At 58.9% G+C, this 24,754-nt stretch carries 25 protein-coding genes; 11 read left to right on the top strand and 14 right to left on the bottom strand.

The window, feature by feature from the left end:
- Positions 1-63 precede the first annotated feature (63 nt).
- Positions 64-186 (top strand): small membrane protein, encoded by a 123-nt coding sequence (locus tag HMPREF1024_RS30465; protein WP_004175940.1) that lies wholly within the window; start codon positions 64-66, stop codon positions 184-186.
- Positions 187-526: 340 nt separating this feature from the next.
- Here the strand turns inward: HMPREF1024_RS30465 and patD are convergent, their stop codons facing one another.
- The 6 genes from patD to HMPREF1024_RS21475 all read right to left on the bottom strand — a co-directional run bounded on the left by patD (position 527) and on the right by HMPREF1024_RS21475 (position 7,596).
- The gene (gene patD / locus HMPREF1024_RS21450; RefSeq protein WP_009307739.1) at positions 527-1,954 is read right to left on the bottom strand and encodes an aminobutyraldehyde dehydrogenase; all 1,428 of its coding nucleotides are present in this window, start codon (positions 1,952-1,954) and stop codon (positions 527-529) included.
- A gap of 22 nt (positions 1,955-1,976) precedes the next feature.
- Positions 1,977-2,783: an ABC transporter permease gene (locus tag HMPREF1024_RS21455; RefSeq protein WP_004212384.1), complete on the bottom strand. Its 807-nt coding sequence runs from the start codon at positions 2,781-2,783 to the stop codon at positions 1,977-1,979.
- Positions 2,773-3,702 carry an ABC transporter permease gene (locus HMPREF1024_RS21460; RefSeq protein WP_004189770.1) on the bottom strand — a complete coding sequence of 310 codons (930 nt, stop codon included), beginning with the start codon at positions 3,700-3,702 and terminating at the stop codon, positions 2,773-2,775. Before HMPREF1024_RS21460 ends, HMPREF1024_RS21455 begins: the two co-directional genes overlap by 11 nt.
- 1 nt (position 3,703) lies before the next feature.
- Positions 3,704-4,717 carry an ABC transporter ATP-binding protein gene (locus HMPREF1024_RS21465; RefSeq protein ID WP_009307738.1) on the bottom strand — a complete coding sequence of 338 codons (1,014 nt, stop codon included), beginning with the start codon at positions 4,715-4,717 and terminating at the stop codon, positions 3,704-3,706.
- A 16-nt stretch (positions 4,718-4,733) separates the two neighbouring features.
- Positions 4,734-5,879 (bottom strand): putative ABC transporter substrate-binding protein YdcS, encoded by a 1,146-nt coding sequence (ydcS, locus tag HMPREF1024_RS21470; protein WP_002907384.1) that lies wholly within the window; start codon positions 5,877-5,879, stop codon positions 4,734-4,736.
- Positions 5,880-6,183: 304 nt separating this feature from the next.
- Positions 6,184-7,596, bottom strand: coding sequence for a PLP-dependent aminotransferase family protein (locus tag HMPREF1024_RS21475; RefSeq protein WP_009307737.1), 1,413 nt, complete (start codon positions 7,594-7,596; stop codon positions 6,184-6,186).
- 686 nt (positions 7,597-8,282) lie between these two features.
- Between HMPREF1024_RS21475 and HMPREF1024_RS21480 the strand changes: the two genes are divergently transcribed.
- The 5 genes from HMPREF1024_RS21480 to HMPREF1024_RS30460 all read left to right on the top strand — a co-directional run bounded on the left by HMPREF1024_RS21480 (position 8,283) and on the right by HMPREF1024_RS30460 (position 11,574).
- Complete coding sequence (locus HMPREF1024_RS21480) at positions 8,283-9,680, top strand: cytochrome ubiquinol oxidase subunit I (protein WP_009307736.1); 1,398 nt, start codon at positions 8,283-8,285, stop codon at positions 9,678-9,680.
- Entirely contained in the window at positions 9,680-10,690 is a 1,011-nt protein-coding gene (cydB, locus tag HMPREF1024_RS21485; protein WP_009307735.1) for a cytochrome d ubiquinol oxidase subunit II, read from the top strand. Before HMPREF1024_RS21480 ends, cydB begins: the two co-directional genes overlap by 1 nt.
- On the top strand, positions 10,690-10,815 hold the full coding sequence (locus HMPREF1024_RS21490) for a DUF2474 domain-containing protein (protein WP_004180143.1): 126 nt from the start codon (positions 10,690-10,692) through the stop codon (positions 10,813-10,815). Before cydB ends, HMPREF1024_RS21490 begins: the two co-directional genes overlap by 1 nt.
- A 95-nt stretch (positions 10,816-10,910) precedes the next feature.
- A complete protein-coding gene (locus tag HMPREF1024_RS21495; RefSeq protein ID WP_009307734.1) occupies positions 10,911-11,195 on the top strand; it encodes a hypothetical protein in 285 nt (94 codons plus the stop codon).
- A 148-nt stretch (positions 11,196-11,343) separates the two neighbouring features.
- Entirely contained in the window at positions 11,344-11,574 is a 231-nt protein-coding gene (locus HMPREF1024_RS30460) for a DUF2554 family protein (protein ID WP_004143781.1), read from the top strand.
- A 12-nt stretch (positions 11,575-11,586) separates the two neighbouring features.
- Here the strand turns inward: HMPREF1024_RS30460 and HMPREF1024_RS21505 are convergent, their stop codons facing one another.
- Positions 11,587-13,548: a U32 family peptidase gene (locus HMPREF1024_RS21505; protein ID WP_009307733.1), complete on the bottom strand. Its 1,962-nt coding sequence runs from the start codon at positions 13,546-13,548 to the stop codon at positions 11,587-11,589.
- A gap of 33 nt (positions 13,549-13,581) precedes the next feature.
- On the opposite strand from HMPREF1024_RS21505, the gene HMPREF1024_RS0125680 reads away from it, so the two are divergent.
- The gene (locus tag HMPREF1024_RS0125680) at positions 13,582-13,749 is read left to right on the top strand and encodes a hypothetical protein (RefSeq protein ID WP_020806151.1); all 168 of its coding nucleotides are present in this window, start codon (positions 13,582-13,584) and stop codon (positions 13,747-13,749) included.
- Between the two features lie 10 nt (positions 13,750-13,759).
- Here the strand turns inward: HMPREF1024_RS0125680 and HMPREF1024_RS21510 are convergent, their stop codons facing one another.
- Complete coding sequence (locus HMPREF1024_RS21510) at positions 13,760-14,329, bottom strand: helix-turn-helix domain-containing protein (protein ID WP_002907473.1); 570 nt, start codon at positions 14,327-14,329, stop codon at positions 13,760-13,762.
- A 185-nt stretch (positions 14,330-14,514) separates the two neighbouring features.
- Between HMPREF1024_RS21510 and HMPREF1024_RS21515 the strand changes: the two genes are divergently transcribed.
- The gene (locus HMPREF1024_RS21515; protein ID WP_009307732.1) at positions 14,515-15,681 is read left to right on the top strand and encodes a benzoate/H(+) symporter BenE family transporter; all 1,167 of its coding nucleotides are present in this window, start codon (positions 14,515-14,517) and stop codon (positions 15,679-15,681) included.
- Here the strand turns inward: HMPREF1024_RS21515 and HMPREF1024_RS21520 are convergent.
- Positions 15,658-16,527, bottom strand: coding sequence for an AraC family transcriptional regulator (locus HMPREF1024_RS21520; protein ID WP_004151213.1), 870 nt, complete (start codon positions 16,525-16,527; stop codon positions 15,658-15,660). The genes HMPREF1024_RS21515 and HMPREF1024_RS21520 overlap by 24 nt on opposite strands.
- A 180-nt stretch (positions 16,528-16,707) precedes the next feature.
- Between HMPREF1024_RS21520 and HMPREF1024_RS21525 the strand changes: the two genes are divergently transcribed.
- Positions 16,708-17,604 carry a DMT family transporter gene (locus HMPREF1024_RS21525; RefSeq protein ID WP_004151212.1) on the top strand — a complete coding sequence of 299 codons (897 nt, stop codon included), beginning with the start codon at positions 16,708-16,710 and terminating at the stop codon, positions 17,602-17,604.
- Positions 17,605-17,650: 46 nt separating this feature from the next.
- Here HMPREF1024_RS21525 and HMPREF1024_RS21530 read toward each other — a convergent pair whose 3' ends face one another.
- The 3 genes from HMPREF1024_RS21530 to tehA form a co-directional block, all read right to left on the bottom strand.
- Complete coding sequence (locus HMPREF1024_RS21530) at positions 17,651-18,319, bottom strand: DUF3313 domain-containing protein (protein ID WP_002907480.1); 669 nt, start codon at positions 18,317-18,319, stop codon at positions 17,651-17,653.
- A 260-nt stretch (positions 18,320-18,579) separates the two neighbouring features.
- A complete protein-coding gene (tehB, locus tag HMPREF1024_RS21535; RefSeq protein WP_002907481.1) occupies positions 18,580-19,176 on the bottom strand; it encodes a tellurite resistance methyltransferase TehB in 597 nt (198 codons plus the stop codon).
- Positions 19,173-20,177: a dicarboxylate transporter/tellurite-resistance protein TehA gene (tehA, locus tag HMPREF1024_RS21540; protein WP_002907483.1), complete on the bottom strand. Its 1,005-nt coding sequence runs from the start codon at positions 20,175-20,177 to the stop codon at positions 19,173-19,175. Before tehA ends, tehB begins: the two co-directional genes overlap by 4 nt.
- Before the next feature lie 111 nt (positions 20,178-20,288).
- Between tehA and ydcK the strand changes: the two genes are divergently transcribed.
- Positions 20,289-21,269, top strand: coding sequence for a YdcK family protein (gene ydcK, locus HMPREF1024_RS21545; RefSeq protein ID WP_004175903.1), 981 nt, complete (start codon positions 20,289-20,291; stop codon positions 21,267-21,269).
- Here the strand turns inward: ydcK and rimL are convergent.
- Both rimL and HMPREF1024_RS21555 read right to left on the bottom strand, forming a co-directional pair.
- A complete protein-coding gene (gene rimL, locus HMPREF1024_RS21550) occupies positions 21,255-21,833 on the bottom strand; it encodes a 50S ribosomal protein L7/L12-serine acetyltransferase (protein WP_002907487.1) in 579 nt (192 codons plus the stop codon). The two genes, ydcK and rimL, sit on opposite strands and share 15 nt — an antisense overlap.
- Positions 21,834-21,886: 53 nt before the next feature.
- Positions 21,887-23,542, bottom strand: coding sequence for a glucan biosynthesis protein D (locus tag HMPREF1024_RS21555; protein WP_002907489.1), 1,656 nt, complete (start codon positions 23,540-23,542; stop codon positions 21,887-21,889).
- 437 nt (positions 23,543-23,979) lie between these two features.
- Here HMPREF1024_RS21555 and HMPREF1024_RS0125675 point away from each other — a divergent pair.
- Positions 23,980-24,754, top strand: a 775-nt coding sequence (locus tag HMPREF1024_RS0125675) for an NAD(P)-dependent alcohol dehydrogenase (protein ID WP_009307731.1), incomplete at its 3' end; no start/stop codon positions are given.

The raw sequence follows: 24,754 nt of genomic DNA, 5'->3' as shown, positions 1-24,754 counted from the left end.
ACTTACATTCATAACCATTGGTAATGCTTTAGCGCAGTTCGCGCTGTGAATTTCGAGGTGGATATGTCCGGAATCATCACGCTGGTCATCGCGCTAATCCTGCTGGTCGCGGCGGTGTATAATCTTATTTCCTACATTCGTGACCGGCGCAGCGCCAGCCTGCCCAGCAAAAAAACCAAGCGCTGAAAGTAGTTAAAGCGGTATTCTCGTTATCCCGGCGCGACTGGCCGGCTCATCTCTTCGCTCTTCTGCGAGCACAAAAAAGCCCCTGCCGACAGACAGGGGCCGCAATTCGGTCGCGAACCGCGATGTTGCCGCCCCACCCGCCGGGCGCTGTGCGCCCAGGGTGACTGGCGGACCCCATCCGGCGCTTATCTCCGGCACTCATGATGGCTTAGCTCTTGAAGGGGCATCAGAATAATCTCATATCCCCTGGGTTGAGTTTTGACAATTTTTGCCATTGTGACTATTAGCGGCCTAACACACCCATCGCGCAATAGTCGCCTGGCGCTAAATGGTCAATCCTTTAGCTATGCTTAACCATCACATGGCGGACCACGGTATAATCCTCAAGGCCATACATCGACATGTCCTTGCCGTAGCCTGACAGCTTCTGGCCACCGTGCGGCATTTCGCTGACCAGCATAAAGTGGGTATTGACCCAGGTGCAGCCGTACTGCAGCCTGGCGCTAAGACGATGGGCGCGACCGACATCTTTCGTCCATACCGAGGAGGCCAGGCCATACTGAGAGTCATTCGCCCAGCTCAGGGCCTGCGCTTCATCGCTGAAAGGCGTCACGCTGACTACCGGACCAAACACTTCGCGCTGGACAATAGCGTCTTCCTGCCGGGCGCCGGCGAGCAGCGTCGGCTGGAAGTAATAGCCCGCGCCGTCAGCCCGACTGCCGCCGGTGACCACTTTAATGTGCGGCAGCGCCCTGGCGGCTTCCACCGCCGCGCTAACGCGCTCAAGATGGGCCAGCGAGCTCAGCGGACCCAGTTCGGTGGCAGCGTCCTCCGGCGCCCCCATTTTCAGGCTGGCCACCGCCGCCCCAAGTTTCTCCACCAGCTGGTCATAGATACCCTGCTGGGCGTAGATCCGGCAGGCGGCCGTGCAGTCCTGGCCGGCGTTGTAAAAACCGAAGGTCCGCACCCCATCCACCACCGCATCGATGTCCGCATCGTCAAAAACGATCACTGGCGCCTTACCGCCCAGCTCCATGTGGGTGCGTTTAATCGACGAGGCGGTATGGCCGATGATATGGGCCCCGGTGGCAATCGATCCGGTCAGGGAGACCATTCGCACTTTAACGTGGGCGGTCAAGGGGTCGCCCACCGTTTTACCGCGGCCAAACAGCACGTTGATAACCCCCTCCGGGAAGATATCTTTTGCCAGCTCCGCCAGCTTCAGCGCCGTCAGCGGGGTGATCTCCGAGGGTTTTATCACTACGCAGTTGCCCGCCGCCAGCGCCGGGGCCAGCTTCCAGGCCGCCATCATCAGCGGATAGTTCCACGGCGCGATGGAGGCCACCACGCCCACCGGATCGCGGCGGATCATTGAGGTATGCCCTTCGAGATACTCTCCGGCCGCCATCCCCGGCAGGCAGCGAGCGGCGCCGGCGAAGAAGCGGAAGACGTCGACGATGGCCGGCATTTCATCATTAATCACGCAGTGCAGCGGCTTGCCGCAGTTCAGCGACTCCAGCTGCGCCAGGGTTTCAGCCTGCGCCGAGATGGCGTCCGCCAGCTTCAGGAGGCATTCCGCACGCGTCTTCGGCGTCGTCTGACTCCAGGCATCGAATGCCCGGTCCGCCGCCTCAACGGCGGCATCGACCTGGGCCGCTGTCGCTTCGGCAATCTCCAGGATCACTTCGCCGGTTGCAGGGTTATATACCGGTACCTTCTCGCCTTCACCTGCCACTAAATTACCGTTTATCAATAGGTTGTGTTGCATAGCATTATCCTGTTTCATGGTTTTATTTCCCGTTTCCGGCGTCGCTATCGCCGTCGCGGGTGAGCCACCAGGCCCCTAAGATTGGTATCGTCGTTACCAGCATCACCAACAGCGCGACAACGTTGGTGACGGGCACATCTCGCGGCCGCCCCAGCTGATTCAGCAACCACAGCGGCAAGGTGCGTTCATGCCCCGCGGTAAAAGTGGTAACGATAATTTCATCAAACGACAGAGCGAATGCCAGCATTCCCCCCGCCAGCAGCGCCGACCCCAGATTGGGCAGCACTACGTAACGAAAGGTCTGCCAACCGGTAGCGCCTAAATCCATCGAGGCTTCCACCATACTCCACGAAGTCCGGCGGAAGCGGGCGATGACGTTGTTAAACACCACCACCACGCAGAAGGTCGCGTGCCCCACCACGATCGTCAGCAGGCCAGGCTCAAGGCCGACCGCTTTGAACGCCGTCAGGAGCGCCAGGCCGGTAATGATCCCCGGCAGGGCGATAGGCAGCAGCAGCAGTAGCGACACCGCATTTTTGCCAAAAAAGGCGCTGCGCCACAGGGCTCCTGCAGCCAGCGTGCCAAGCACTAAGGCAATGGCGGTCGACAGGGCGGCGATCTTAAGTGACAGTGTCACTGCCTGCAGAATGTCGCTGCGCCCGGCCGCCTCGCTGAACCAGCGCAGCGTCAGCCCCTGCGGCGGAAAGCTAAAAGCTGCATCTTCCGTATTAAAAGCATAGATGGCGATAATCAGCAGCGGAAAGTGGAGGAATATCACCCCGCCCCAGGTCGCCAGTCGCAGATACCAGGGCGCGCGTTCAGAGTGCATCGAAGGCTCCCAGACGTTTCACGAACGCCAGATAGAGGGCAATCAAGACGATAGGCACCAGGGTAAACGCCGCCGCCATCGGCATATTGCCGATCGCCCCCTGCTGCGAGTAAACCATATTGCCGATAAAGTATCCCGGCGGGCCCACCAGCTGCGGCACGATAAAGTCGCCTAGCGTCAGCGAAAAGGTGAAGATCGACCCAGCGGCGATGCCGGGAATGGCCAGCGGCAGCACCACGTAGCGAAAGGTCTGCCGCGGGGCCGCGCCGAGATCGGCCGAGGCCTGTAGCAACGATCCCGGAATACGCTCCAGCGCCGCCTGCACCGGCAGGATCATAAACGGCAGCCAGATGTAGACGAACACCAGAAAGCGTCCAAGGCCGGAGGTGGACAAGGTATTGCCACCGACCGCCGGGACGCTCAACAGCGCGTTCAGCGCCCCCTCCAGCCCAAGATGACCGAGGAACCACTGCGCCACGCCATCTTTCGCCAGCAGCAGCACCCACGCATAGGCTTTGACGATATAGCTGGCCCACATTGGCAGCATGACCGCGATATAAAAGAAGGCCTTCATTTTTCCGCTGGTATAGCGCGCCATATACCAGGCCATCGGCAGCGCCAGCAGCGCGCTGGCCAGCGTGACGCACAGCGCCATCACCAGGGTCCGCACAATAATGTCGTAGTTGGCAGGGTTGAACAGCGCCCGCAGGTTAGCCAGCGTGAAGTCGCTGGTCACCGACATGGTGAAGTCGTCAAAGGTATAAATGCTCTGCCACAGCAGGGTCAGCAGCGATCCCAGATAGACGATGCCAAACCACATCAGCGGCCCGAGCAGCAGTAAAAACAGGCCCAGCGCCGGTCGGCGCCAGAAGATCCCCGATATGCGCCCGGTCTGCGCAGGAATTATTGCCATGGTCATCTCAGCCTCCGCTTTCCAGCGGAGTCATCGCCGAACGCGACCATGACGCCTGTACTATTTGCCCGGTTCGCGGAACGTTGGCCGCCGCCGCGCCATCGATGTTGGCCTGGCTGACCAGCAGTTTGTCGCCATCCGCGAGGCGGAGCTCGATCCGCGTCGCCGCTCCCTGATACTGCACCGCCTGCACCACACCCTGCACCTGCACCTCGCCACCGCCCTGCAGGCGAACATGCTCCGGACGCAGCGACCAGCTGCCCGCCATCCCGCACAATCGTCGGGCCGCCTCGGCTGCAAAAACGTTGGCGGTGCCGACAAAACCGGCCACAAACGCGGTCCTGGGGTGCAGATAGAGATCCTGCGGGGCATCCACCTGCTCAATGCGCCCGTTGTTAAACACCGCCACGCGATCCGACATCGACAGCGCTTCGCTCTGGTCGTGGGTCACGAAGATGAAGGTGATCCCCAGCGACTGCTGCAGCTTTTTCAGCTCCACCTGCATCTGCTCGCGTAGTTTCAAATCCAGGGCGCCCAGCGGCTCATCGAGCAGCAGCACCCGCGGCTGGTTCACCAGCGCCCGGGCAATCGCGACCCGCTGCCGCTGGCCGCCGGAGAGCTGGGAGGGCTTGCGATGATGAGCAAAGCCAAGGGCCACCTTCTCCAGCGCCTCCTGGGCGCGGGCATGGCGCGCTTTCTTCGCCATGCCTTTGACCATCAGGCCGTAAGCTACGTTGTCAAGGATCGACATGTGGGGAAATAGCGCGTAGTCCTGGAACACGGTATTCACATCCCGCTGCCAGGGCGGCAGTTCGCTGGCCGGCTGACCAAAGATATGGATGGTTCCGCCGGAGAGCTGCTCAAAACCGGCAATCAGCCGCAGGCAGGTGGTTTTACCCGAGCCGGACGGACCCAGCATCGAGAAAAATTCTCCATCGCGTATGCCAATGCTAACCCCATCCACCGCCCGCACATCGCCATACAGGCGCGATACATTCTGGAACTCGACCGCGTACGTCATTGTTTGCCTCCGATTCTTAGCGGCCGCCCATTATCGCAATATAGTCCTGAGTCCAGCGGCTATAGGGCACGTATTTCCCGCCTTCCGCAACCGGCGTTTTCCAGAAGTGAATGCGGTTAAACTGCTCATAGCCGTTGGTCTCACAGCCTTTATCACCGAGCAGCGCGCTGGCTTTACAGCCCTCAGGCACCACCGGCAGCGAACCGAACCAGGCCGCCACATCGCCCTGCACCTTCGGCGTGAGCGACCAGTTCATCCATTTATAGGCGCAGACCGGGTGCTTCGCCTCGCTGTGCAGCATGGTGGTATCCGCCCAGCCGGTTACCCCCTCCTTCGGGAACACGGTGGCGACCGGCTGGCCTTCCGCCTTCAGGCCGTTGGCTTGATAGGGCCACGAACTGGAGGCGGCTACCCCTTCGTTTTTGAAGTCGTTCATCTGTACGGTGGCGTCATGCCAGTAGCGATGGATCAGCGGTTGCTGGTCGCGCAGGACTTTCAGCACCGCGTTGTACTGGGTTTCGGTCAGTTGATAGGGGTCTTCGATCCCCAGCTGCGGCTGGGTGGCTTTGACAAACAGCGCGGCGTCGGCGATATAGATCGGGCCATCATAGGCCTGCACCCGCCCCTGGTTGGTTTTACCATCCGGTAGATCCTGCTTGACGAACACCACGCGCCAGCTGTCCGGCGGCGTCGGGAATACGCGGGTGTTGTACATCAGCAGGTTCGGCCCCCACTGATACGGCGTGCCATAGACTTTACCGCCGACGTTAAACCACGCCCCCTTCGCAATACGCGGATCAAGGGAGCCCCAGCCGGCAATCAGCGCCGTGTTGATCGGCTGCACGCGTTTGCCCATGATCAGGCGCAGCGAAGCATCACCCGAGGCGGTGACCAGATCGTAGCCGCCTTTGGCCATCAGACTGACCATCTCGTCAGAGGTGGCAGCGGTTTTGACATTAACCTGGCAACCGGTGTCCTTTTCGAACTGACTCACCCAGTCGTACTGTTTGTCGGTCTGACCGCGTTCGATATATCCCGGCCAGGCAATAATATCGAGCCGCCCTTCCGGTTTATCCAGCGAGGTGAGCGGCTCTGCCGCCTGAACGGTCAAACAAGCCATACCCAGCACATAAAGGCTGCAACGGGCAATTTTTTTGCTCATCAGGTGTTACTCCTGTCACAAAGGAATTAGCGGCAGCCGTGCCGTAAAAATATCTCCTGAAATAAGGGTAGTCAGCGGATTAACGCCCCCAGGGGAATTTATTCAGGTTGTGACCCGGGACGCATTACGTAAAAATCGCCAACACAAGCAGGACTTTATGGATTATAGACAACGAGTTAGGGAATGAGGAGGGGTATGCATATTTCCTATGGTGAGCGCCGGTAAAATAATGACCGGCCTCGATAAAAATCCTCTTTCGCTTATTTTCGCAGAATGTTTATGATGAGAAAAATAAACGACAGGGTCAGACAAGCTGTTCGCGAATAAGTTCCCCCAGGCGCTTCACCCCCTGCTCTTCGCGTTCCCCCCAGCCCCAGGCGGTATTAAAACGGAAAAACGAGGTCCAGCTGTCGGAGGTGGAGAACATTTTCCCTGGGGCAATACTGATGTGCGACGCCAGCGCCCGGGCGCTAAGTGCGCTAGCGTCGGCCCCTTCCGGTAGTTCGATCCACAGAAAGTAGCCGCTGTCGCTGTGGTGGACGATGACCTCCGGCGGCAGATGGCGCAGCAGCGCCTGCCAGGCCTGCTGTTTACGCTCCGCCAGCTGACGACGTAGACGGCGCAGGTGGGCGTCATAGCGCTTGGTGGACAGGTAATCCACCAAGGCTAACTGCATCGGCGAACTTGTGGAAAGCGTACTCATCAGCTGGAGCTGCTGGATCCGCCGCGCCTGTTTGCCGGCCGCCACCCAGCCGATACGAAAGCCGGGTACCAGACATTTTGAGAACGAGCTGCAGTGCAGCGTCATCTCCTGGCGATCCCAGAACTTCGCCGGTAACGGCTTTTCGCGGCCAAAATAGAGCTCGCTGTAGACATCATCTTCGATCAACATCACGTTATAGCGCGCCAGCAGCGCCACCAGCGCCGCTTTTTTTTCAGCGCTGAGGGTGAAGCCGAGCGGATTCTGGCCGTTGGTCATCAGCCAACAGGCCTTCACCGGATAGTTTTGCAGGGCCGCCTCCAGCGCCGTCAGATCAATGCCTTCCCTGACGTCAGTGGCTACCGACAATGCTTTCAAACGCAGCCTCTCCAGCGCCTGCAGGGCGCCGTAGAAGCAGGGGTTTTCCACCACCACCCAGTCTCCCGGCTCGGTCACCGCCTGCAGGCTGAGGTTAAGCGCCTCCAGCGCCCCGGCGGTGATGACGATCTCGTCCGGCGAGACGTTCATCCCCTGCAGGGCATAGCGACGGGCAATGGCATGCCGGAGTTCTGCATTGCCCGGCGGCAGATTCTCAATGACGCTCATGGCGGTGGCGGTTTTACTCACCTGCGCCAGCGAGCGGTTGAGCTGCTGCAGCGGGAAGAGACGCGGGTCCGGAAAGGCCGAGGCAAAGGGCAGCATCGACGCCTGGCGGCTGGCCTGGAGCACCTCAAAGATATAGGTATTGATATCGACGGCTTCATCGCGAGTGACCTGGGCAGGCGGCGCCGGCTGGCGGAGCTTCACCGGCTGGGGGGCAAAATAATAACCCGACTGCGGACGGGCGACGATGCGCCCCTGGCTTTCCAGCAGCTGATAGGCATGGCTGACGGTCATAAAGCTCATGCCGCTGCTGATCACCTGCTCGCGCAGCGACGGCAGCCGATCGCCAGGCAACCAGACGCCAAGGGCGATCTGCTCGGTCAGTTGCTGCGCCAACTGTTGATACTTTTTCATTGCGGCCGTCCCCGTACGATAACGTCCCATTATCATATATCAGTTATAAAAAAATCATAGTTTCCTGTAATTGTTATATCTGCAGCGGCGGCCGCGTCGCCGTGATAGCACGGGATGGGTTTAAAATATCACCACCCAGAATAGCGAGATTAAAACAAACCAGAAGATAATCATTACGCCAAGCGTAATGCACAGACTCTGTAATCCTTTTTCAGACATTGGCATTCCCTTTTATTTATTCCCGAGCTCATACAGTACAAATTAGCCGCGGAGCCGACAATTTATTATTATTTAATTTACGATTAACCGGCTCAGCGTTTTTACTTATTCTCATACTAATGAGTGATAATAAATCAGAGTAAAAATCCGTGGCGGATTTCGTAAGCCAAAATATGAGCTACGGCGGGTGGTAAGGATATATTATGCCGACCAGGTGACTACGCCATACCGGCGGCAGGGCCGCGTAGCCAGCCGTTAGCAATAATATGACAGACAGCGGAATAGCGCCTAATCACCTTCCTCAGGGATTAATCAAGGTTGCGCAAGGATATTTTCTCGCCCTGGCAACAGCTGAAAAATCATAACAGCGGCCAACTGTTATGATAAAAAATGGCGTGACTGCCTCTGCCCCTCAGTCGTCACCCCACCTAAAATTGCGCTGAATCAATTTTGTTGTGGAGTCCTGCATGTTCGGTCTTGATGCATTCCATCTGGCGCGAGTTCAATTCGCTTTTACGGTCTCATTTCATATTATCTTCCCCGCCATTACTATTGGGCTGGCCAGCTATCTGGCGGTGCTCGAAGGCTTATGGCTAAAAACAAAAAATCCCGTCTGGCGCTCGCTGTACCATTTCTGGTCGAAGATTTTCGCCGTCAACTTCGGTATGGGGGTCGTTTCCGGGCTGGTGATGGCCTACCAGTTCGGCACCAACTGGAGCGGTTTCTCACAGTTTGCAGGCAGCATAACCGGCCCTCTGCTGACCTATGAAGTCCTGACGGCATTTTTTCTGGAAGCGGGCTTCCTCGGGGTGATGCTTTTCGGCTGGAACCGCGTGGGGCCGGGGCTGCACTTTTTCGCCACCTGCATGGTGGCGCTGGGTACTATCATCTCCACCTTCTGGATCCTCTCCTCTAACAGCTGGATGCAGACCCCGCAGGGGTTTGAGATCGTTGATGGCCAGGTCGTGCCCGTCGACTGGCTGGCGGTGATCTTTAATCCGTCGTTCCCCTACCGATTATTGCATATGACAGTAGCGGCATTTCTCAGTAGCGCGCTGTTTGTCGGCGCCTCGGCGGCCTGGCATCTGCTGCGCGGCAATCAGTCGCCGGCGATCCGTAAGATGTTCTCGATGGCGCTATGGATGACGCTGCTGGTCGCCCCCGTCCAGGCGCTGATCGGCGATATGCATGGCCTGAATACCCTGAAGCACCAGCCGGCGAAAATCGCCGCCATTGAGGGGCACTGGGAAAATCCGCCGGGTGAGCCAACGCCGTTGCTGCTGTTTGGCTGGCCCGATATGGACCAGGAGCGCACCCGCTACGGGCTTGAGATACCGGCCCTGGGCAGTCTGATCCTCACCCACAGTCTTGATAAACAGGTGCCGGCGTTGAAAGAGTTCGCTCCTGAGGAGCGCCCGAATTCTACTGTGGTGTTCTGGTCATTTCGCCTGATGGCCGGGCTGGGCATGTTGATGCTGCTGCTGGGCGTGCTGGCCCTGTGGCTGCGTCGCGGCGACCGGCTATACCACTCGCGGCCGTTTCTGCGTTTTGCCCTGTGGATGGGGCCATCCGGCCTGATCGCTATTCTCGCCGGCTGGGTGACCACCGAGGTGGGCCGCCAACCCTGGGTGGTGTATGGCGTTCAGCGCACCGCCGATGCCGTTTCCGCTCATGGCGATCTGCATATGTCGGTCAGTTTATTGACCTTTATCGTAGTGTACAGCGCCGTCTTCGGCGTCGGCTACAGCTATATGCTGCGCCTGATCCGCAAGGGGCCGCAGGAGATGCTCCCGGCGACAACCGGTACGCCCGCCCGCCCGCTGTCCGCCGCCACTGAAGGTTATCTGCAGAAGGAGTCCCGCTAATGGGTATCGAATTATCGGTGATCTGGTTCGTGATTATCGTCTTTGCCACGCTGATGTACATCGTCATGGATGGCTTTGATCTGGGCATCGGCCTGCTGTTCAGCACGGTGCGGGGCGGCGGGGATCGCGACGTAATGGTCAACAGCGTCGCGCCGGTATGGGATGGCAATGAAACCTGGCTGGTGCTCGGCGGCGCCGGCCTGTTTGGCGCCTTTCCCCTCGCCTACGCGGTGATCATCGACGCCCTGTCGATCCCCCTGACCCTGATGCTGATCGGCCTGATTTTTCGCGGCGTCGCCTTTGAGTTTCGCTTCCAGGCTACGCCGTCGCACCGGCCATTCTGGGATCGCGCCTTTTTTGGCGGCTCCCTGCTGGCAACCTTCAGCCAGGGCGTGGTGGTCGGGGCGGTGATCAACGGTTTCACCGTCAGCGGTCGCGCCTTCAGCGGCGGCATGTTTGACTGGCTGACCCCGTTCAGCCTGTTCTGCGGACTCGGACTGTGCGTGGCCTATGCGCTGCTCGGCGCCACCTGGCTGGTGATGAAAAGTGAAGGTGCGCTGCAGCAGAGAATGCGCAGCGCATCGCGGCAGTTGCTGGGTGCCCTGCTGGCGGTGTTTGCCGTCATCAGCCTGTGGACTCCGCTGGCGCACCCGGCGATTGCTGCCCGCTGGTTCAGCCTGCCGAATCTCTATTTCCTGCTGCCGGTACCGCTGCTGGTGATCCTCGTTAGCGGCTGGCTGTGGAGCACGCTGCATCAGCGCGACCGCCATGTTTCGCCCTTCACGCTGACGCTGGGCCTGGTCTTTCTCGGCTTCAGCGGACTAGGGATCAGCATCTGGCCGCATATTATCCCGCCGGCCATCACGCTGTGGCAGGCTGCCGCTCCCCCGCAAAGCCAGGGCTTTATGCTGGTGGGCGCCCTGCTGATTATTCCGGTCATTCTTGGCTACACCTGCTGGAGCTATTACGTGTTCCGCGGCAAAGTTCAGCCTGGGGAGGGATATCACTGATGCGTACTGCCTGGCCTAAACGTCTGCTGTGGCTGATCGCGCTCTGGGGAGGTAGCGTACTGACGCTGGCCGCCATAAGCCTGCTGTTTCGCCTGCTGATGACCGCCGCAGGGCTAAAAGTCTGAGTGGGATGCAGAGAGGTCCGAAAAGGGACTTCTCCATCTTATCTTCACTTTTGCCTGATGAAATACGGCGATACATCTGAAGAAAGGATATTGCTATGAAGAAGTTAGCTTTACTCTCCGCCGTAATGACGCTGGGAATGTCGTCATGGGCTTTTGCTGCCGACAACCCGCCGCCGCCGCCGGAAAAAGGCGCGCAGCATCAGGGTAAACCGCCGGTGAAAAACGGCCAACACGAAGGTAAGCAAGCGCAATACAACAGCAAACAGCCACAACGAGACGGCAAACAGCCGCAGCACGACGGTAAACAGCCGCAGCACAACGGCAAGCAGCCGCCAAAAGGGAGCGAGCACAGCGGGAAACCGCTGCCGCCGAAAGCGTAACACTCTGGCCTGGCTTCCGCGTCAGGCCTTTTTTCATCCTTCGTCAGCCATCGTTGACAAACTCTTGCCGTTCTTTGAGATGCCCGAAAAAAAGCCTGCATTGCGCCTGACATAGTATGTCCACGCCATTGTTCCGTCGAGAAAAGGTATGTTAAAGAGAAGCATAAGCGCCCTGCTGTTGCTGTGCGCATTATTTTCCGGGCATCTGTTGGCCCATCGTCAGGGACACGAGTACTTTCCGGTGCAAAGTCTCGAACAGCAGCTGCTGCACGAAGCGGATAGCGATGAGCTTCGCAGCCAGCACGAGGAGGCCGCCGCAGACCTGCGCGAACATCACCGCTGGCAGGACGACCGTAAACCGCGGGCATCCTGCCAATAGCATCGACTCGAATCAGGCCCCTTTGCGCTTCGGCAGCGTCTTCATCAGATCGTCCGGGCTGACGGAGGCCACAATGCTGCCCGGGTGCGGCATTTTGAGGATATGGTTTTTGATCTTGCCGACCACGTGCATTTCGCACGGACGGCAGTCAAACTTCAGGGTCAGGACCTCATCGCCATGGATCAGCTGCATCGGCGTGGCTTTCCAGCTCTTGATGGAGCCTTTCGCCTGCTTCGGGCAGAGGTTGAAGGCGAACCGCAAACAATGCTTAGTGATCATCACCGGCACATCGCCCTTCTCTTCGTGCGCTTCATAGGCGGCGTCGATCAGCTGTACGCCATAGCGCTGGTAGAACGCCCGCGCCTTGTGGTTATAGACGTTGGCGAGGAAGGAGAGATGGGTCTCAGGGTAGACCGGCGGCGGTACGGAGACCGGCTTGCGGGTGCCGCGCTGCCAGGCGTTGAGGCGCGCTTCATCCAGCATCTCCGCAGTTTCCCGACGCAGCTGGTTGAGCAGGCTGTTGGGCACAAACAGCGGCGGCAGATTAACCTGCACCTCGCGCGCATAGTAAATGGTTTGCCCCAGTTTTGTGACACCGTCACGCAGGTTGGCCAGCGCTTTCTCCGCCTGGTTAGCTTCGGCGAACTCCCCGTCAAGGGTGTGGGTCACGCTGACGCCATCTTCACAGGTCATGGTGAGAACCAGCTGCTCCTGCCAGCCGCTCAACGTCACATCTACCGCGATGCGGCGTTCGCTGGAGGTCTTTAGCAGCGCCTGTTGCCAGTTATGATCGAGGTTGCGGTTGAGCGGCTGATGGGGGCGCACTTTATGCAGATCCGCTGGCATCTCGTTCGGCCATACCCGATAACGGTTTTCGCCGGTTTTTTCCACGGTATTAGCACGGAAGCCCACCACTTCGCGCTTAATCATCACGTTGAGACCATCGCCGTTGGTTAACGGTTCACTGACTTCAACGTCGAGATGGTCTTTGCCTACCTTCAGAACTTCACCCACCGGCAGGCCGATAAATTTCGGCGAATCAAAGGCGCCGATATCGCCTTTGCGGGCATTAACAAAGTAGTCAGTGCTGCCGCGGTGGAAGGTTTTATCCGTGGACGGGATAAAGAAATGCTCGGTGCGTCCAGCCGAGGCGCGCGCCAGGTCGCCGCGATCTTCAATAATGGCATCCAGCATCTGACGGTAGTGCGCAGTGATGTTTTTCACATAACTCATGTCTTTGTAACGGCCTTCAATTTTGAAGGAGCGTACGCCAGCGTCGATCAGCGCCGCCAGGTTGGCGGTCTGATCGTTATCCTTCATCGACAGGAGATGTTTCTCATAGGCCACCACCCGCCCCTGATCGTCCTTCAGGGTATACGGCAAGCGGCAAGCCTGCGAGCAGTCGCCGCGGTTGGCGCTGCGTCCGGTCTGGGCGTGCGAAATGTAACACTGCCCGGAATAGGCCACGCACAGCGCGCCATGGATAAAGAATTCGATAGTGGCGTCAGTGTGGTCGTAAATGGCTTTGATTTGACTGAGGTTCAGTTCGCGCGCCAGCACGATCTGACTGAAGCCGGCGTCGGAGAGAAACTTCGCTTTTTCCACACTGCGAATATCGCACTGGGTGCTGGCGTGCAGCTCAATCGGCGGCAGATCCAGCTCCATGATCCCCATATCCTGCACGATCAGCGCATCGACGCCTGCGTCGTAGAGATCGGTAATCAGCCGCTGCGCCGGCTCCAGTTCATCCTCATGCAGAATGGTGTTCAGCGTCACAAATACCTTTGCGCCAAAGCGATGAGCGAAAGGCACCAGCCCGGCGATATCGCTCAGACTGTTGCTGGCGTTGTGGCGGGCGCCAAAGCCAGGTCCACCGATGTAAACGGCATCGGCGCCGTGAAGGATCGCTTCGCGAGCGATACCGGCGTCGCGGGCAGGACTAAGAAGTTCAAGACGATGATTGTGCAGGCGCATACGCGTGTTGTTATCCAGTATAAGGGGGTCGAAATGGCGGCTATTGTAGTCAGAACCGGGCGCAGACGAAAACCTTTTCCGCCGTCGCTGGACGACGAATTTTCACTTTTCAACAAAGTATTGACGGAAAAGATATTTCCCTCAAATCACGGCGAAGAGTACTGTCATCACGTATTCCGGATTTTCCTCGTCACGTTGTGAGTGGTTATCATCAGTCATCTTGTCTGGCCGCGGGTTCGCTCGCGGTTTTTTCTTTTGGATAATGGATAAGAGAATGGAAATGGGCCGCCTGGGCGCCGCGGTTACGATACGCATGCGTCGCGTCGCCGGCGAAACGCCTACCCTCACCCGCCTGCAGCGAGTGCCACTCCCCTTGTAAGCACAAATCCAGCGTACCACTTATCACTACCACATGCTCAATCACCCCTTTCTCATGCGGCGTTGATTCGCTCAGCGCGCCGGGGGCAAGGGTTATCGAAAAATGGTCAAAGCGCAGCTCGGGATCCCACGGGAATACTGGCGTCACCACCATCGCCTGCTGCTGCGGATCAAACGCGGAGGGCGCGGCGCTGGCGTCCGGGACGATGAACGCCGAAAACGGTACGTTCAGCCCGGTGGCAATCTTCCACAGCGTCGCCACCGTTGGACTTGATTCATTCCGCTCAATCTGCCCGAGCATGGCTTTCGACACCCCGGTCTCTTCCGCCAGTCGCGACAGGCTCCAGCCTCGCTGCTGGCGCAGGGTTTTAAGCGTTGCCGCCAGATGTTGCGCAATATTCATCCTTCCTCCTGTTTTTACTGCGCAAAGTATACCGCCATTTGTCTGATTTTTTCAGGACGTTTAACGGCATCGTACGCCACTGGCGGCGAGTTTTTCTCCCAGGGTAGCTGCGCGAACCACCGCTTGTGCGTTATAACGCACAATGATACATTGAATGGATGTTATAACGCACATGAGAATCATCTATGCGCTCGTTTAGTCTTCCGCTTCCCACTCTGTTCGCTGGCTTCGTCGCCGTGTTGGTGGGGTACGCCAGCTCCGCCGCCATCATCTGGCAGGCCGCCGCCGCGGCCGGCGCTACCCCCGGGCAGATCGCCGGCTGGATGACGGCTCTTGGCCTCGCCATGGGCATCAGTACTCTCGCGCTGAGCGCCTGGCGGAAAGTTCCTGTGCTCACCGCCTGGTCAACGCCGGGCGCTGCGCTGTTAGTTAGCGGCCTGCAGGGGGTGACCCTCGCCGAGGCCGTGGGGATCTTTATTTTCGCCAACGCGCTGATCGTTATCTGCGGCGCCACCGGCCTGTTTGCCCGGCTGATGAAGATCATTCCCCATTCGCTGGCCGCCGCGATGCTGGCTGGGATCCTGCTACGGTTTGGTTTGCAGGCCTTCGCCGGCTTACAGGATCATCTGCCGCTGTGCGGCGGGATGCTCGCCGCCTGGCTGCTGTGTAAAGCGCTGTGGCCCCGCTTCGCCGTGGTGGCCGCGCTGGTGATTGGAGCGCTGATTGCGGCGGCGTCCGGGGATGTGGCTAGCGCCGCCGTGCCGCTGGCATTTGTGACGCCGGAATGGGTCGCCCCGCAGTTTACTCCGGCGCTTTTGCTCAGCGTCGGTCTGCCGTTCTTCCTCGTCACCATGGCCTCGCAGAACGCTCCGGGGTTCGCCACCCTGCAGGCATCAGGCTATACCGTACCGGTCTCCGCACTGATCGTCGTTTGCGGTGGGTTGGCACTACTGCTGGCGCCGTTTGGGGTTTATTCCATCTGCATCGCGGCGATCACCGCTGCGATTTGCCAGAGCCCGGAGGCGCACCCGGATCCGAACCAGCGCTGGCTGGCGGCCATAGCTGCGGGCGGTTTTTATCTGCTGGCCGGTCTGTTCGGCGGGTCAATCACCGCCCTGATGTCGGCCCTGCCGCCGGCGTGGATCCAGATGCTGGCGGGTCTGGCGCTGCTCGGCACCATCGGCGGGAGTCTTTTTCAGGCAGTGCATCAGGCCAGTGAACGCGATGCGGCGGTGCTAACCTTCCTGGTCACCGCCAGCGGGGTGACGCTGGCGGGAATTGGCTCCGCCTTCTGGGGCGTGGTGCTCGGCGGGGTGAGTTACGGCGTGCTATCCGCGCTGCGCCGCCCGTAGCTGGGAGGGCGTCAGCCCGGTGGCGGCTTTGACCCGATGGCTGAAATGGCTGGGGGAGCTAAAACCACAGGCCAGCGCTATCTCGGTTAACGGCAGCGCGCTATGGCAGATCAGGTTTTGCGCCTTCGCCATTCGCTGCTGCATGACGTACTGATGCGGAGCCATATTTAGCGACTGACGAAACATACGAGCAAAATGAAACTCACTCAGACCCGCCTGCTGCGCCAGGTCGGCCAGGGTCAAGGGCTGATCGAGATGAGCATCGATCCAGGCCAGTACGTGACGCTTTACGCCTGGCGCCAGCCCGCCGGTGACCGTCGGCAAACGCCACTGCACGGTGGAATAGTGCTGGATCAGATGGGTAAGCAGTAAGCTGCTGGCAGCGCTGAGGGTCAGCTGGTTCGCCGGCTGCCGCCAGTCGTTAGCCAGCAAAAACTGACGATACACTGCGGTGATTTTATCATCGCTGGCGAAGGTCTTTTCCTGCAGGGTGAAGTTCGCCGGGCTGCGGTCCCACACCTCCTCGCCGACGCGACGCAGGTGCGCATCGGTACAGTAAAGATGCACAAACGACAGATCGCCGCGGATATCCCATACGCTTTCATCGCCTTTCGGCATCAGACAAAAACGATCCGGGCCGCCGCCATTTTTCCAGCCGTGCGGCGTCTTTTGATAGCTTTCGTAGCCATCAGCCACGTACAGACTTAAAGTATGATGGTCGCTGCGCACCGTCACGGTATCGCAATTGTTATACCAGGCGGCCAGTTGAATACCGGAATTCAGCTCCACGGTTCCCTTCAGCACCGCGTTCTGTCGCCGTAATGTTTCAAATGTCCCGTAACCCATCGTCTTCACACATTGTCTGTAAAAGCCCTAGTCTAGGGAGACTACGGCGCGGTTTCCAGTCCTCACCGCCAGCGGATGGCAAATAAGCGCAAGAATTTGCAAGCCGACAACAAACCGGTGAAAGCCGCAGCAGGCGGCAGCCGGCATACTCCTCCCATCAACAGGTAGAGGAGAACCAGGGTGAACGCATTACTCTATGCACTCGTTGTCGTGATCTGGGGTACAACGTGGATCGCGATTTTTTTACAACAGGGACCGGTGGCCGCGCCGGTATCGATTTTCTGGCGTTTCGCCGTAGCCAGCGTCACGATGCTGGCGATTCTGCTCGTCACACGACGCCTGCGGCCGCTGGGCGCGAAAGATCATCTCTGCTGCCTGCTGCAGGGCTGCTGCGTCTTCTGCTTTAATTTCTGGTGTTTTTATACCGCCGCCGCCTGGATCAATACCGGTCTGGAATCGGTGATCTTTTCGATGGCGGTACTGTTTAACGCCATCAACAGCTTTCTCTTTTTCCGCCAGCAGCCGCCGGGCCGCTTCTGGGCCGCCGCCGCGCTGGGTCTCGCCGGTATCGTCATCCTGTTCTGGGACGACCTGCTGGCCAACGGACTGAACGCCTCGCTGCTGTGGGGGATCGGGCTGAGCGCCCTGGGTACCTACGGTTTTTCGCTCGGCAATATGTTCAGTATTCGCCACCAGCGCCGCGGGCTGGAAACGCTGACCACCAACAGCTGGGCGATGCTCTACGGCACGCTGGTGATGGGGGCGATCGCTCTGCTGCGCGGCGATAATTTTATGCCAGAATGGACCGTCAGCTATCTGGGCGCCCTGCTTTACCTGGCGCTGTTCGGCTCGGTCATCGCCTTTGGCGCCTATTTCACTCTCGTGGGGCGCATCGGCGCCAGCAAAGCCGCCTACAGTACGCTGCTGTTTCCGCTGGTCGCCTTATCCATTTCCACCGTCTATGAAGGGTATGTCTGGCACAGCAGCGCCGTGATCGGGCTGGCGCTGATCCTGCTGGGTAACATGGTGATGTTTGCCAAACCGGAACAGCTATTGCTGCGCCGAAGGCTGGCCTGAGGAGGCTGAAGAAAAACAGCGCCGTCGTCAGACGGCGCTGGCACGATTAACGCTGAGAGGGATCGAATTTAACGGCGTCGACCGCCATATCATCGATAACCTGCTTCAGGGTATCGACGGTCAGCGGTGTATTCTCATTCGCCAGGGTTTTGCCTTCCCCTTTACGTACGACCTTGATGACCGGCTTATTGGTGCTGGCGTCAATGACCTCCGCCTCAAAGTACAGATTGGTGTCCATGGTACGATGGCCGGTGGCGGCCTGGGTGCCGGCGACAATCATAGCAACCGGGATCACTTCATAGAACTGCAGCCCCTCTTTGCTGGAGTCCACCCCGGTGATCGCCCCGCGGAAGATGAGGCTGCGCTTGCCGGCGGTAGTGGCCAGCGGTTTACGCTCGGAAATAGCCTGTTTCAGCTCTTTATTGGTGTAGTTAAGAATATCCTGCAGCGCCTTCTCCCCTACCTGGGTGGTCGGCTTCGGTACCGGATAGTAGGTCACCGGGTGATAAACAATATTGTCATAGTTGGCCGGATTGAAGTTCGGATCGATCCAGCGCAGCTCCGGCTTGCCGGAGGCAGAGGTCGTTTCTTTCAAACTGGAATAATCTTTTAAGAAGCCCGAATACTGATCCGGTTGCGCCACTTTCGCCGCACAGCCGGTCAACGCCAATATTCCCGCCAGAGCGGCGACTTTCAGTAAAACGCGAGTACGCATAGAGAGATCCCTGTAAATGCAGTTTTTTTTCGGCAGACGTTATAGCAAATAGGACCCACTAGTTTTGTGACAAAAAAAGGGCTTCGTCAAGGAAGATTTATAAATATTGATTGCCTGAACATTACGTTAATAAATAATCACTTAAAAGGGGTATCGCGCGGTTTTCCAGGCTCATTTTCGCCGCAACGGGTCTCTGTCTTGCCCAGGCTCTGGCGGGGAATGCGGCGCGGGCCATGCTCAGCTTCCCACGCCGCGGCGAATCAGGCAGGCTTGCGCGCCAACAGGGTGGCGAAGCGCAATTTGATGCGATTGCCGTTGGCGTCGGTGCGATGCAGCTCGCCGACGTCCTCATTGTATTTCAGCAGCTCCCAGCCCTGGTAATAATCACGAAGCTCATCAGGTTTAAAGGCAAACGGGAAGCCGACGGTGCAGGGATAGTCTTCGGTATCCATCGCCGCCACAATCAGGTTATAGCCGCCGGCGGCGGTGCAGCGCTGCATATTGGCGATCAGGCCCGGGATGGTGTCAGGCTCGAGGAACATCATCACTACGGTGGAGAGGATCAGGTCATACTCGCCGTCAAAGCTCAGGCTGTTGAGGTCTTTCACCGCCGTTTGCAGATTATCCAGTCGCTCGGCGGCGCGAATACTTTCCAGATTGTTGACGCTCATCGGATTTTTATCCCACGCCGTCACCGCGAAGCCGTTCGCCGCCAGATAAAGGCTGTTACGCCCGTTGCCGCAGCCCAGATCCAGCGCCCGCCCCGGCGGCACAATCGTCGCGGCATGCAGCACCTCGGAATGGGTGCGGGTCAGGCTGTATTTTTGACTAAAATAATCCGCGTCACGCTTTGTCATGATCCTTCCTTCTTATTCAGGAGTGTTTCCCGGTCGACCTGGAGCAACAGTTTCCCGCTGACCAACAGCAACGCTGTACGCAGCAGCAGCAGGCCGACAACCAGATTGCTAAAAATAAATAGCGGCATCGCCAGATGATGAAAAAAGCCGTCTCCCCTGGCCTGGCCGAGATGCAGACCGGTGGTGGCCAGCGCGGAAATGCCGAACGAAAAGCTCCAGAAAGAAGCATTGAACGGCTGACGAAGATACCAGGGCATCAGACGGAGCATAAACAGTAGCTGCAGCAGGCCGTAACCAAACAGCAGCTTAGCGAAGGTATCGGCCTCCCCGCCGTTGACGCTGAGCCAGGCGCTGCAGGCCACCAGCGCAGGCGCCAGCTGGATCCCCAGCGAGGTGCGCAGCGGCGTCGGCAGCTCGCCTGCGCTGCGCAGACGCTGGAGGATCGCCGGCTCGAGGCTCAGCCAGGAGAAGACCCCGGCGCCGAGGAACACCAGTCCGGCATCGGAAAATCCCAGCGCGCCGCAGGCCATCGCGCTGATAAAATTATTGGCTACTGTCGGCAGATACAACCCCGGCGTGGTGGCCTCGCGAGGATGGTTCCCCCGCCATAGCCCACCGCTTTGCCAGGCGGCATAGGCGAGCTGCAGCGCCACGCCCGGCACAAACAGCCCGATCGCCAGCGGCCGGCACCAGGGAGCCAAACCAATCGCCACCAACAGCGTGGTGGCCGGAAACAGGCTGACGAAGCTGCTGCTCACCGGATGACGCATCTCCCGCAGCACGCTCGCCGGAAAGCGGATCGCCCGGCTGATAAACGCCATGCTGAGCAGGACCCACATCGCCATCGCCAGCGTCACCAGCCCATCACCAATGCTGCGGCTGACCGGCCAGAGGGTGCTGGCGTAACGCCAGGCGAAGCCCATTCCGATGGTGCCGAGCACCATGCCAAAATAACCCGCCGGCAGGTTTAGCACCTGCCGCGGCGTTTGCGTTTTATTCATTTTATTGATGATATCAATTTAATTTGAAGTTGCATTCTAAAGGAACCTTATCCCGCGCGCTATGGCGATCTTTGCTATGTTTATGTTAACCATAAGTAATAAGGATCGGCCATGCGTAAATACCGTCTCAGCGAACAGACCCGGCAGTATTGTTATGAGGAAGAGCATGGCAAACAAAGCGTCACCCTGCGCCAGATAGTGGCGCTTATTGATTTCGCTGACGTTAAAGCGGGCAGCGAAGGCGGCTGGGTGGATGAGGAATGCGCTCTCAGCCAGCAGGGGGAGTGCTGGATCTACGATGTCAACAGCGTGGTCTTCGCCGGGGCGCGCATCCGTGACGACGCCCGCTTAACCGGGTTCTGCGTGGTCAGCCATGAGGCCACCATCGGCGGACGGGCCTGCATTCACGCCTCGCAGATCAGCCATCACGCGCAGATCAGTGACAACGTCACGGTTATGCAGAGCCAGGTGCGCGGTTATTGTCGCCTTGCCGACGAGGCGCGTCTTCTCCCCCACTGCCAGGTGATTGCCGCGCGCGGGTTAACCGCCGATCGCGACAAAGTCCTGCAGATCTATCAGCGAGCCACCGTCAGCGCCTCGCGCATTCTCCACCAGGCGCAAATCTACGGCGATGCCTTCGTTGAGCATGCGTTTGTCGAACATCGGGCGGAAGTGTTTGACCAGGCAAGACTTGAAGGGAACGAAGAAAACGACGTCTGGGTATGCGATAACGCCCGGGTATACGGGCACGCGCGCCTGATCGCCGGTCGCGGAGAGGATGCCATTCCCACCGTACGCTACAGTTCGCAGGTGGCAGAGAATGCGGTGATTGAAGGCAACTGCCTGCTGAAGCATCGGGCGATGGTCGGCGGCGAGGCGCAGCTGCGAGGTGGTCCGATTCTGCTCGACGACGATGTGCTGATCCAGGGGCGGACAGTCATCATCGGCGATGTGATCGTTGAGCACCAGGTCTCCATCAATGACGAGGTGCAGATTGCCGCACAGGAGGGAGAGGCCATTCATCTGCGCGGCCCGAAAACGCTTGACGGCCAGCAGCACATCACCCGCACGCCGCTGTTAGGCGCGCTTTAATGCCTCATCGCGGTCAATAATGCGGGCGTAGATATTCTGATCGTCATAGCTACCGTTCAGATACTCGGCTTGTCGGAGACAGCCTTCCAGAACAAACCCGTTGCGCAACGCTACCTGGTTGCTGCGGGTGTTCGCCACCCGGCATTTGATCACAAACCGGCGCACCAGCCCGCTGGCGGCATAATGGCGGATAAAGGCCTGTAATGAACGGGAAAGCAGCCCTTGCCCCTGGTGCTCTTCATCGATCCAGTAGCCAATATAGGCCGTTTTATTCTGCGGCTCGATCTGATTGAACGACAGGACCCCGACTAGCTGCTTATCGAGAAACAGCAAAAACATTTTGGCGTAATCCCGCTGATGCAGCATCACGTTACCCTGCACATGGCGGCGGGTCTCGTCTTCGCTGCGCACCTCGGCGGGCCAACTGAGCGACTGCTGTAGCCAGCGCTGGTTTTTGACCACCAGCTGGTGCAGGTCGCTAACGTAGCGCTCATCAATGGCGATTAGCGTCAGCGCGTCGGTTACCGGGATCGACTCAGGTACTGCTGGGATATCTGCGGTCATAGCGCTCTCTTCTGGCCCGCAGGGACTGCCTGCGGGCGTCGGGTGACTCAGGGTTATTTCATGATCCGATCGTCAACGTAGTTGCGTTTATCTGCTGCCGGCGGGAAATACTGATAGAGCCAGGTTTCGCTGATGGCTTCTCCCTGACAGCGCAGGAACAGACGCATCTCCACCGGGTCGGTTGAGTCGGTGGTCGGATACCAGTCGAAAAGGATCCGGTAGCCATCGAACGGCTCGACGTAGAGGATCTCAATCTGCTTCGCTTCCCCGCTGGAGAGGGTGATCACCGGTTCAATACCGCGCGGCGCGGCCGCCTTCAAATCGCCGCCGACAAAGTCGATGGCAAAACGACGCGCCCACTTATCCGGGTAGTGCTCACCCGGCGCCCATCCCTCGGGGAAGCCCCCCATCCCGGTGCGGGTGGCCAGAACGCGCGCCAGCGGAGTGCTCACCGGCGGCTGCGCGCTCCAGTAAAGACGGTAGCGGAAGTCCAGTTCGTCGCCCGCCTTCACCGCCTTTTCCGGCTGCCAGAAGCAGACGATATTATCCAGCGTTTCGCCGGTAGTTGGGATCTCCATCAGGCTGACCGCCCCTTTGCCCCACTGGTTACGCGGCTCAACCCACAGGCTGGGACGCTTGTTATACCAGCCCATCACATCCTGGTAGTGGGAGAAATCACGGTCCAGCTGCAACAGACCAAAGCCGCGCGGGTTCTTGTCCTGGAAGGCATTGAACTGCAGCTTCTGCGGGTTATTCAGCGGCCGGCAGACCCATTCCCCGTTGCCCAACCACATTGACAGCCGATCGGAGTCGTGGATTTGCGGATGGATGGTGTCGCACATCCGCCGCTCATTATTGCCGCAGCTGAACATACTGGTCATCGGCGCGATACCCAGCTGTTTGATATCCTTGCGGGCGTACAGGTGGTTTTCCACGTCCATGATAACCTGGGTATCCTGGCAGTGGATGGTGAACTTGTAGGCGCCAGTGATGCTCGGGCTGTCCAGCAGCGCGTAAACGGTAAACACCGTGGCGTCCCCTTTGACCGTTTCGAACCAGAACGACGTAAAGTCGGGAAACTCTTCCGGGGTATCGGTAAAGGTATCCACCGCCAGACCGCGGGCCGACAAGCCATACTGATAGGTGCTGTCTACCGCGCGGAAGTAGCTGGCGCCGAGGAACGCCACGATATCGCGGCGCGCCAGCTCCGGCGCTTTAAACACCCGGAACCCGGCGAAGCCGAGGTCAGACTGTCCTTCCAGCTGACGGGTATCCACACCGGCGTCATTGTACTTAAACAGCTCCGGACGGAAGTGGATCTCGCGCGCCTGCTGGGTGCTGGCGTCTAAAGAGAACATCCGCACGCGGCGACGGAACCCCATCCCGACGTGGAAAAACTGGATGTCCAGCTTACGCTCTTCAATATTGTTCCACAGCGAGTGGTTGGCATCGTACTGGATGCTGTTATAGGCCTGCGGGGTGAGATTGGCGAGCGTCGGCGGCAGATCGCGCGGGGCGCCGCCCCACGGCTGGCGCGCCAGATCGTGAGCCATCGCCTGCAGAACAGCATAATCAAAACGACGCGTTTGCCCGTCGGCAATGCCCGCGTCTTCGGCAAAAGCGGCCTGACTGAATAAGGAAGCGACTCCTGACGTTCCGCATACGGCGGCAACAGCCATGGAAGATTTAAGAAAACGTCTGCGGTTCATGCCTGAGAAAGCGTCCTTCTGCACGGGTGAATTGATTCGCAACGCGTCATCACGCTGCGTGATAATTTCCGCCCACTCTAGACAAAAACGATTAATAATCCAATTGTTGCCAGCAGAAAAAAGGTAAAAAAGCCCTGTCCAGAGGAACAGCCTGTTTTTTTCATTTCCTCTGACGTGTAGCCAGGGCATACACGCTGCCTGCCGCTTTTTACCCCTGACTATTCAAGGGAAATCTATTCTCCAGGGCTGAATATTCGCCCCATGTATCGCTCCTCGCCGCGCGCGTTTTTTAGGCACGATTCGCGCAAATTTCCATCGCGCCTGGTGCTAACTTTTCCCCGATAACCGCTATCTTTCTTCACGTTAGCGGCCAACAGGGGAGAGCCGTTCGGGCTGTCCCGCCACGCTCTCCAGGGAATTCATTCAGGAGTCATGCCATGCAAGTGAAAGCAGCCGTCACGCTGGGCTACCAGCAGCCTTTTGTCATCAAAGACGTCGAGGTCGCCCCGCCGGGGAAGGGCGAGATATTAGTGAAAATTGTCGCCACCGGCGTCTGCCATACCGACGCCGTGATGCGCGACAACCCCGGGGTGGTGCCTATGCCGGCGATCCTCGGCCATGAAGGCGCTGGGATCGTTGCCAGCGTCGGCGAGGCGGTTAGCGGCATCAGGGTAGGAGACCACGTGGTGCTCAGCTACGCCGCCTGCCACCACTGCGAAAATTGTTTAAGCAACCACCCTTCGGCTTGCGAAGATTTTAATACGCTTAATTTTGGCGGCCGACGCGAGGATGGCACCACCCCCTACCGGCTGGGAGACCAGGATCTGTCCCTGTTCTTTGGCCAGTCGTCTTTCAGCCAGTATGTGGTCACCCGCGCCAGCAACGCGGTCGTGGTCGACCCGGAGGTTGATCTCACCCTGCTCGGCCCGCTGGGCTGCGGTATCCAGACCGGTAGCGGGACGGTGCTCAACCGCCTGAAACCGGTGGTCGGCGAATCGCTGGTGGTGTTTGGCTGCGGCGCGGTGGGGCTCAGCGCCATCATGGCAGCGAAATTAACCGGCTGTTCACAGATTATCGCGGTGGATATCCATGCCAGCCGCCTCGCCCTGGCGGGCGAACTGGGCGCCACCCATCAGATCAACGGCAAGGAACAGGATGCCGTCGCCGTGATTAAACAAATCACCGGTAAAGGCGCCCACTACGCGGTGGAAA

It is taken from the genome of Klebsiella sp. 4_1_44FAA, from assembly GCF_000238715.1.
In the GTDB taxonomy this organism is placed as follows: Bacteria; Pseudomonadota; Gammaproteobacteria; order Enterobacterales; family Enterobacteriaceae; genus Klebsiella; species Klebsiella pneumoniae.
Note: the sequence above shows the minus strand (reverse complement) of the source record. Positions and strands in the feature narration are given on the sequence as shown.

Bases quoted from the DNA above. Each gene is read 5' to 3' on its own strand.
- HMPREF1024_RS21460 (WP_004189770.1), bottom strand. From the start codon at position 3,702: ATGACCATGGCAATAATTCCTGCGCAGACCGGGCGCATATCGGGGATC.
- HMPREF1024_RS21515 (WP_009307732.1), top strand. From the start codon at position 14,515: ATGCGCTCGTTTAGTCTTCCGCTTCCCACTCTGTTCGCTGGCTTCGTC.
- HMPREF1024_RS21530 (WP_002907480.1), bottom strand. From the start codon at position 18,319: ATGCGTACTCGCGTTTTACTGAAAGTCGCCGCTCTGGCGGGAATATTG.
- HMPREF1024_RS21465 (WP_009307738.1), bottom strand. From the start codon at position 4,717: ATGACGTACGCGGTCGAGTTCCAGAATGTATCGCGCCTGTATGGCGAT.
- HMPREF1024_RS0125680 (WP_020806151.1), top strand. From the start codon at position 13,582: ATGGCGGCTATTGTAGTCAGAACCGGGCGCAGACGAAAACCTTTTCCG.
- HMPREF1024_RS30465 (WP_004175940.1), top strand. From the start codon at position 64: ATGTCCGGAATCATCACGCTGGTCATCGCGCTAATCCTGCTGGTCGCG.
- HMPREF1024_RS21495 (WP_009307734.1), top strand. From the start codon at position 10,911: ATGAAGAAGTTAGCTTTACTCTCCGCCGTAATGACGCTGGGAATGTCG.
- cydB (WP_009307735.1), top strand. From the start codon at position 9,680: ATGGGTATCGAATTATCGGTGATCTGGTTCGTGATTATCGTCTTTGCC.
- tehB (WP_002907481.1), bottom strand. From the start codon at position 19,176: ATGACAAAGCGTGACGCGGATTATTTTAGTCAAAAATACAGCCTGACC.
- HMPREF1024_RS21520 (WP_004151213.1), bottom strand. From the start codon at position 16,527: ATGGGTTACGGGACATTTGAAACATTACGGCGACAGAACGCGGTGCTG.
- ydcK (WP_004175903.1), top strand. From the start codon at position 20,289: ATGCGTAAATACCGTCTCAGCGAACAGACCCGGCAGTATTGTTATGAG.
- HMPREF1024_RS21555 (WP_002907489.1), bottom strand. From the start codon at position 23,542: ATGAACCGCAGACGTTTTCTTAAATCTTCCATGGCTGTTGCCGCCGTA.
- HMPREF1024_RS30460 (WP_004143781.1), top strand. From the start codon at position 11,344: ATGTTAAAGAGAAGCATAAGCGCCCTGCTGTTGCTGTGCGCATTATTT.
- tehA (WP_002907483.1), bottom strand. From the start codon at position 20,177: ATGAATAAAACGCAAACGCCGCGGCAGGTGCTAAACCTGCCGGCGGGT.
- HMPREF1024_RS21455 (WP_004212384.1), bottom strand. From the start codon at position 2,783: ATGCACTCTGAACGCGCGCCCTGGTATCTGCGACTGGCGACCTGGGGC.
- HMPREF1024_RS21505 (WP_009307733.1), bottom strand. From the start codon at position 13,548: ATGCGCCTGCACAATCATCGTCTTGAACTTCTTAGTCCTGCCCGCGAC.
- patD (WP_009307739.1), bottom strand. From the start codon at position 1,954: ATGCAACACAACCTATTGATAAACGGTAATTTAGTGGCAGGTGAAGGC.
- ydcS (WP_002907384.1), bottom strand. From the start codon at position 5,879: ATGAGCAAAAAAATTGCCCGTTGCAGCCTTTATGTGCTGGGTATGGCT.
- HMPREF1024_RS21480 (WP_009307736.1), top strand. From the start codon at position 8,283: ATGTTCGGTCTTGATGCATTCCATCTGGCGCGAGTTCAATTCGCTTTT.
- HMPREF1024_RS21475 (WP_009307737.1), bottom strand. From the start codon at position 7,596: ATGAAAAAGTATCAACAGTTGGCGCAGCAACTGACCGAGCAGATCGCC.
- rimL (WP_002907487.1), bottom strand. From the start codon at position 21,833: ATGACCGCAGATATCCCAGCAGTACCTGAGTCGATCCCGGTAACCGAC.
- HMPREF1024_RS21510 (WP_002907473.1), bottom strand. From the start codon at position 14,329: ATGAATATTGCGCAACATCTGGCGGCAACGCTTAAAACCCTGCGCCAG.
- HMPREF1024_RS21490 (WP_004180143.1), top strand. From the start codon at position 10,690: ATGCGTACTGCCTGGCCTAAACGTCTGCTGTGGCTGATCGCGCTCTGG.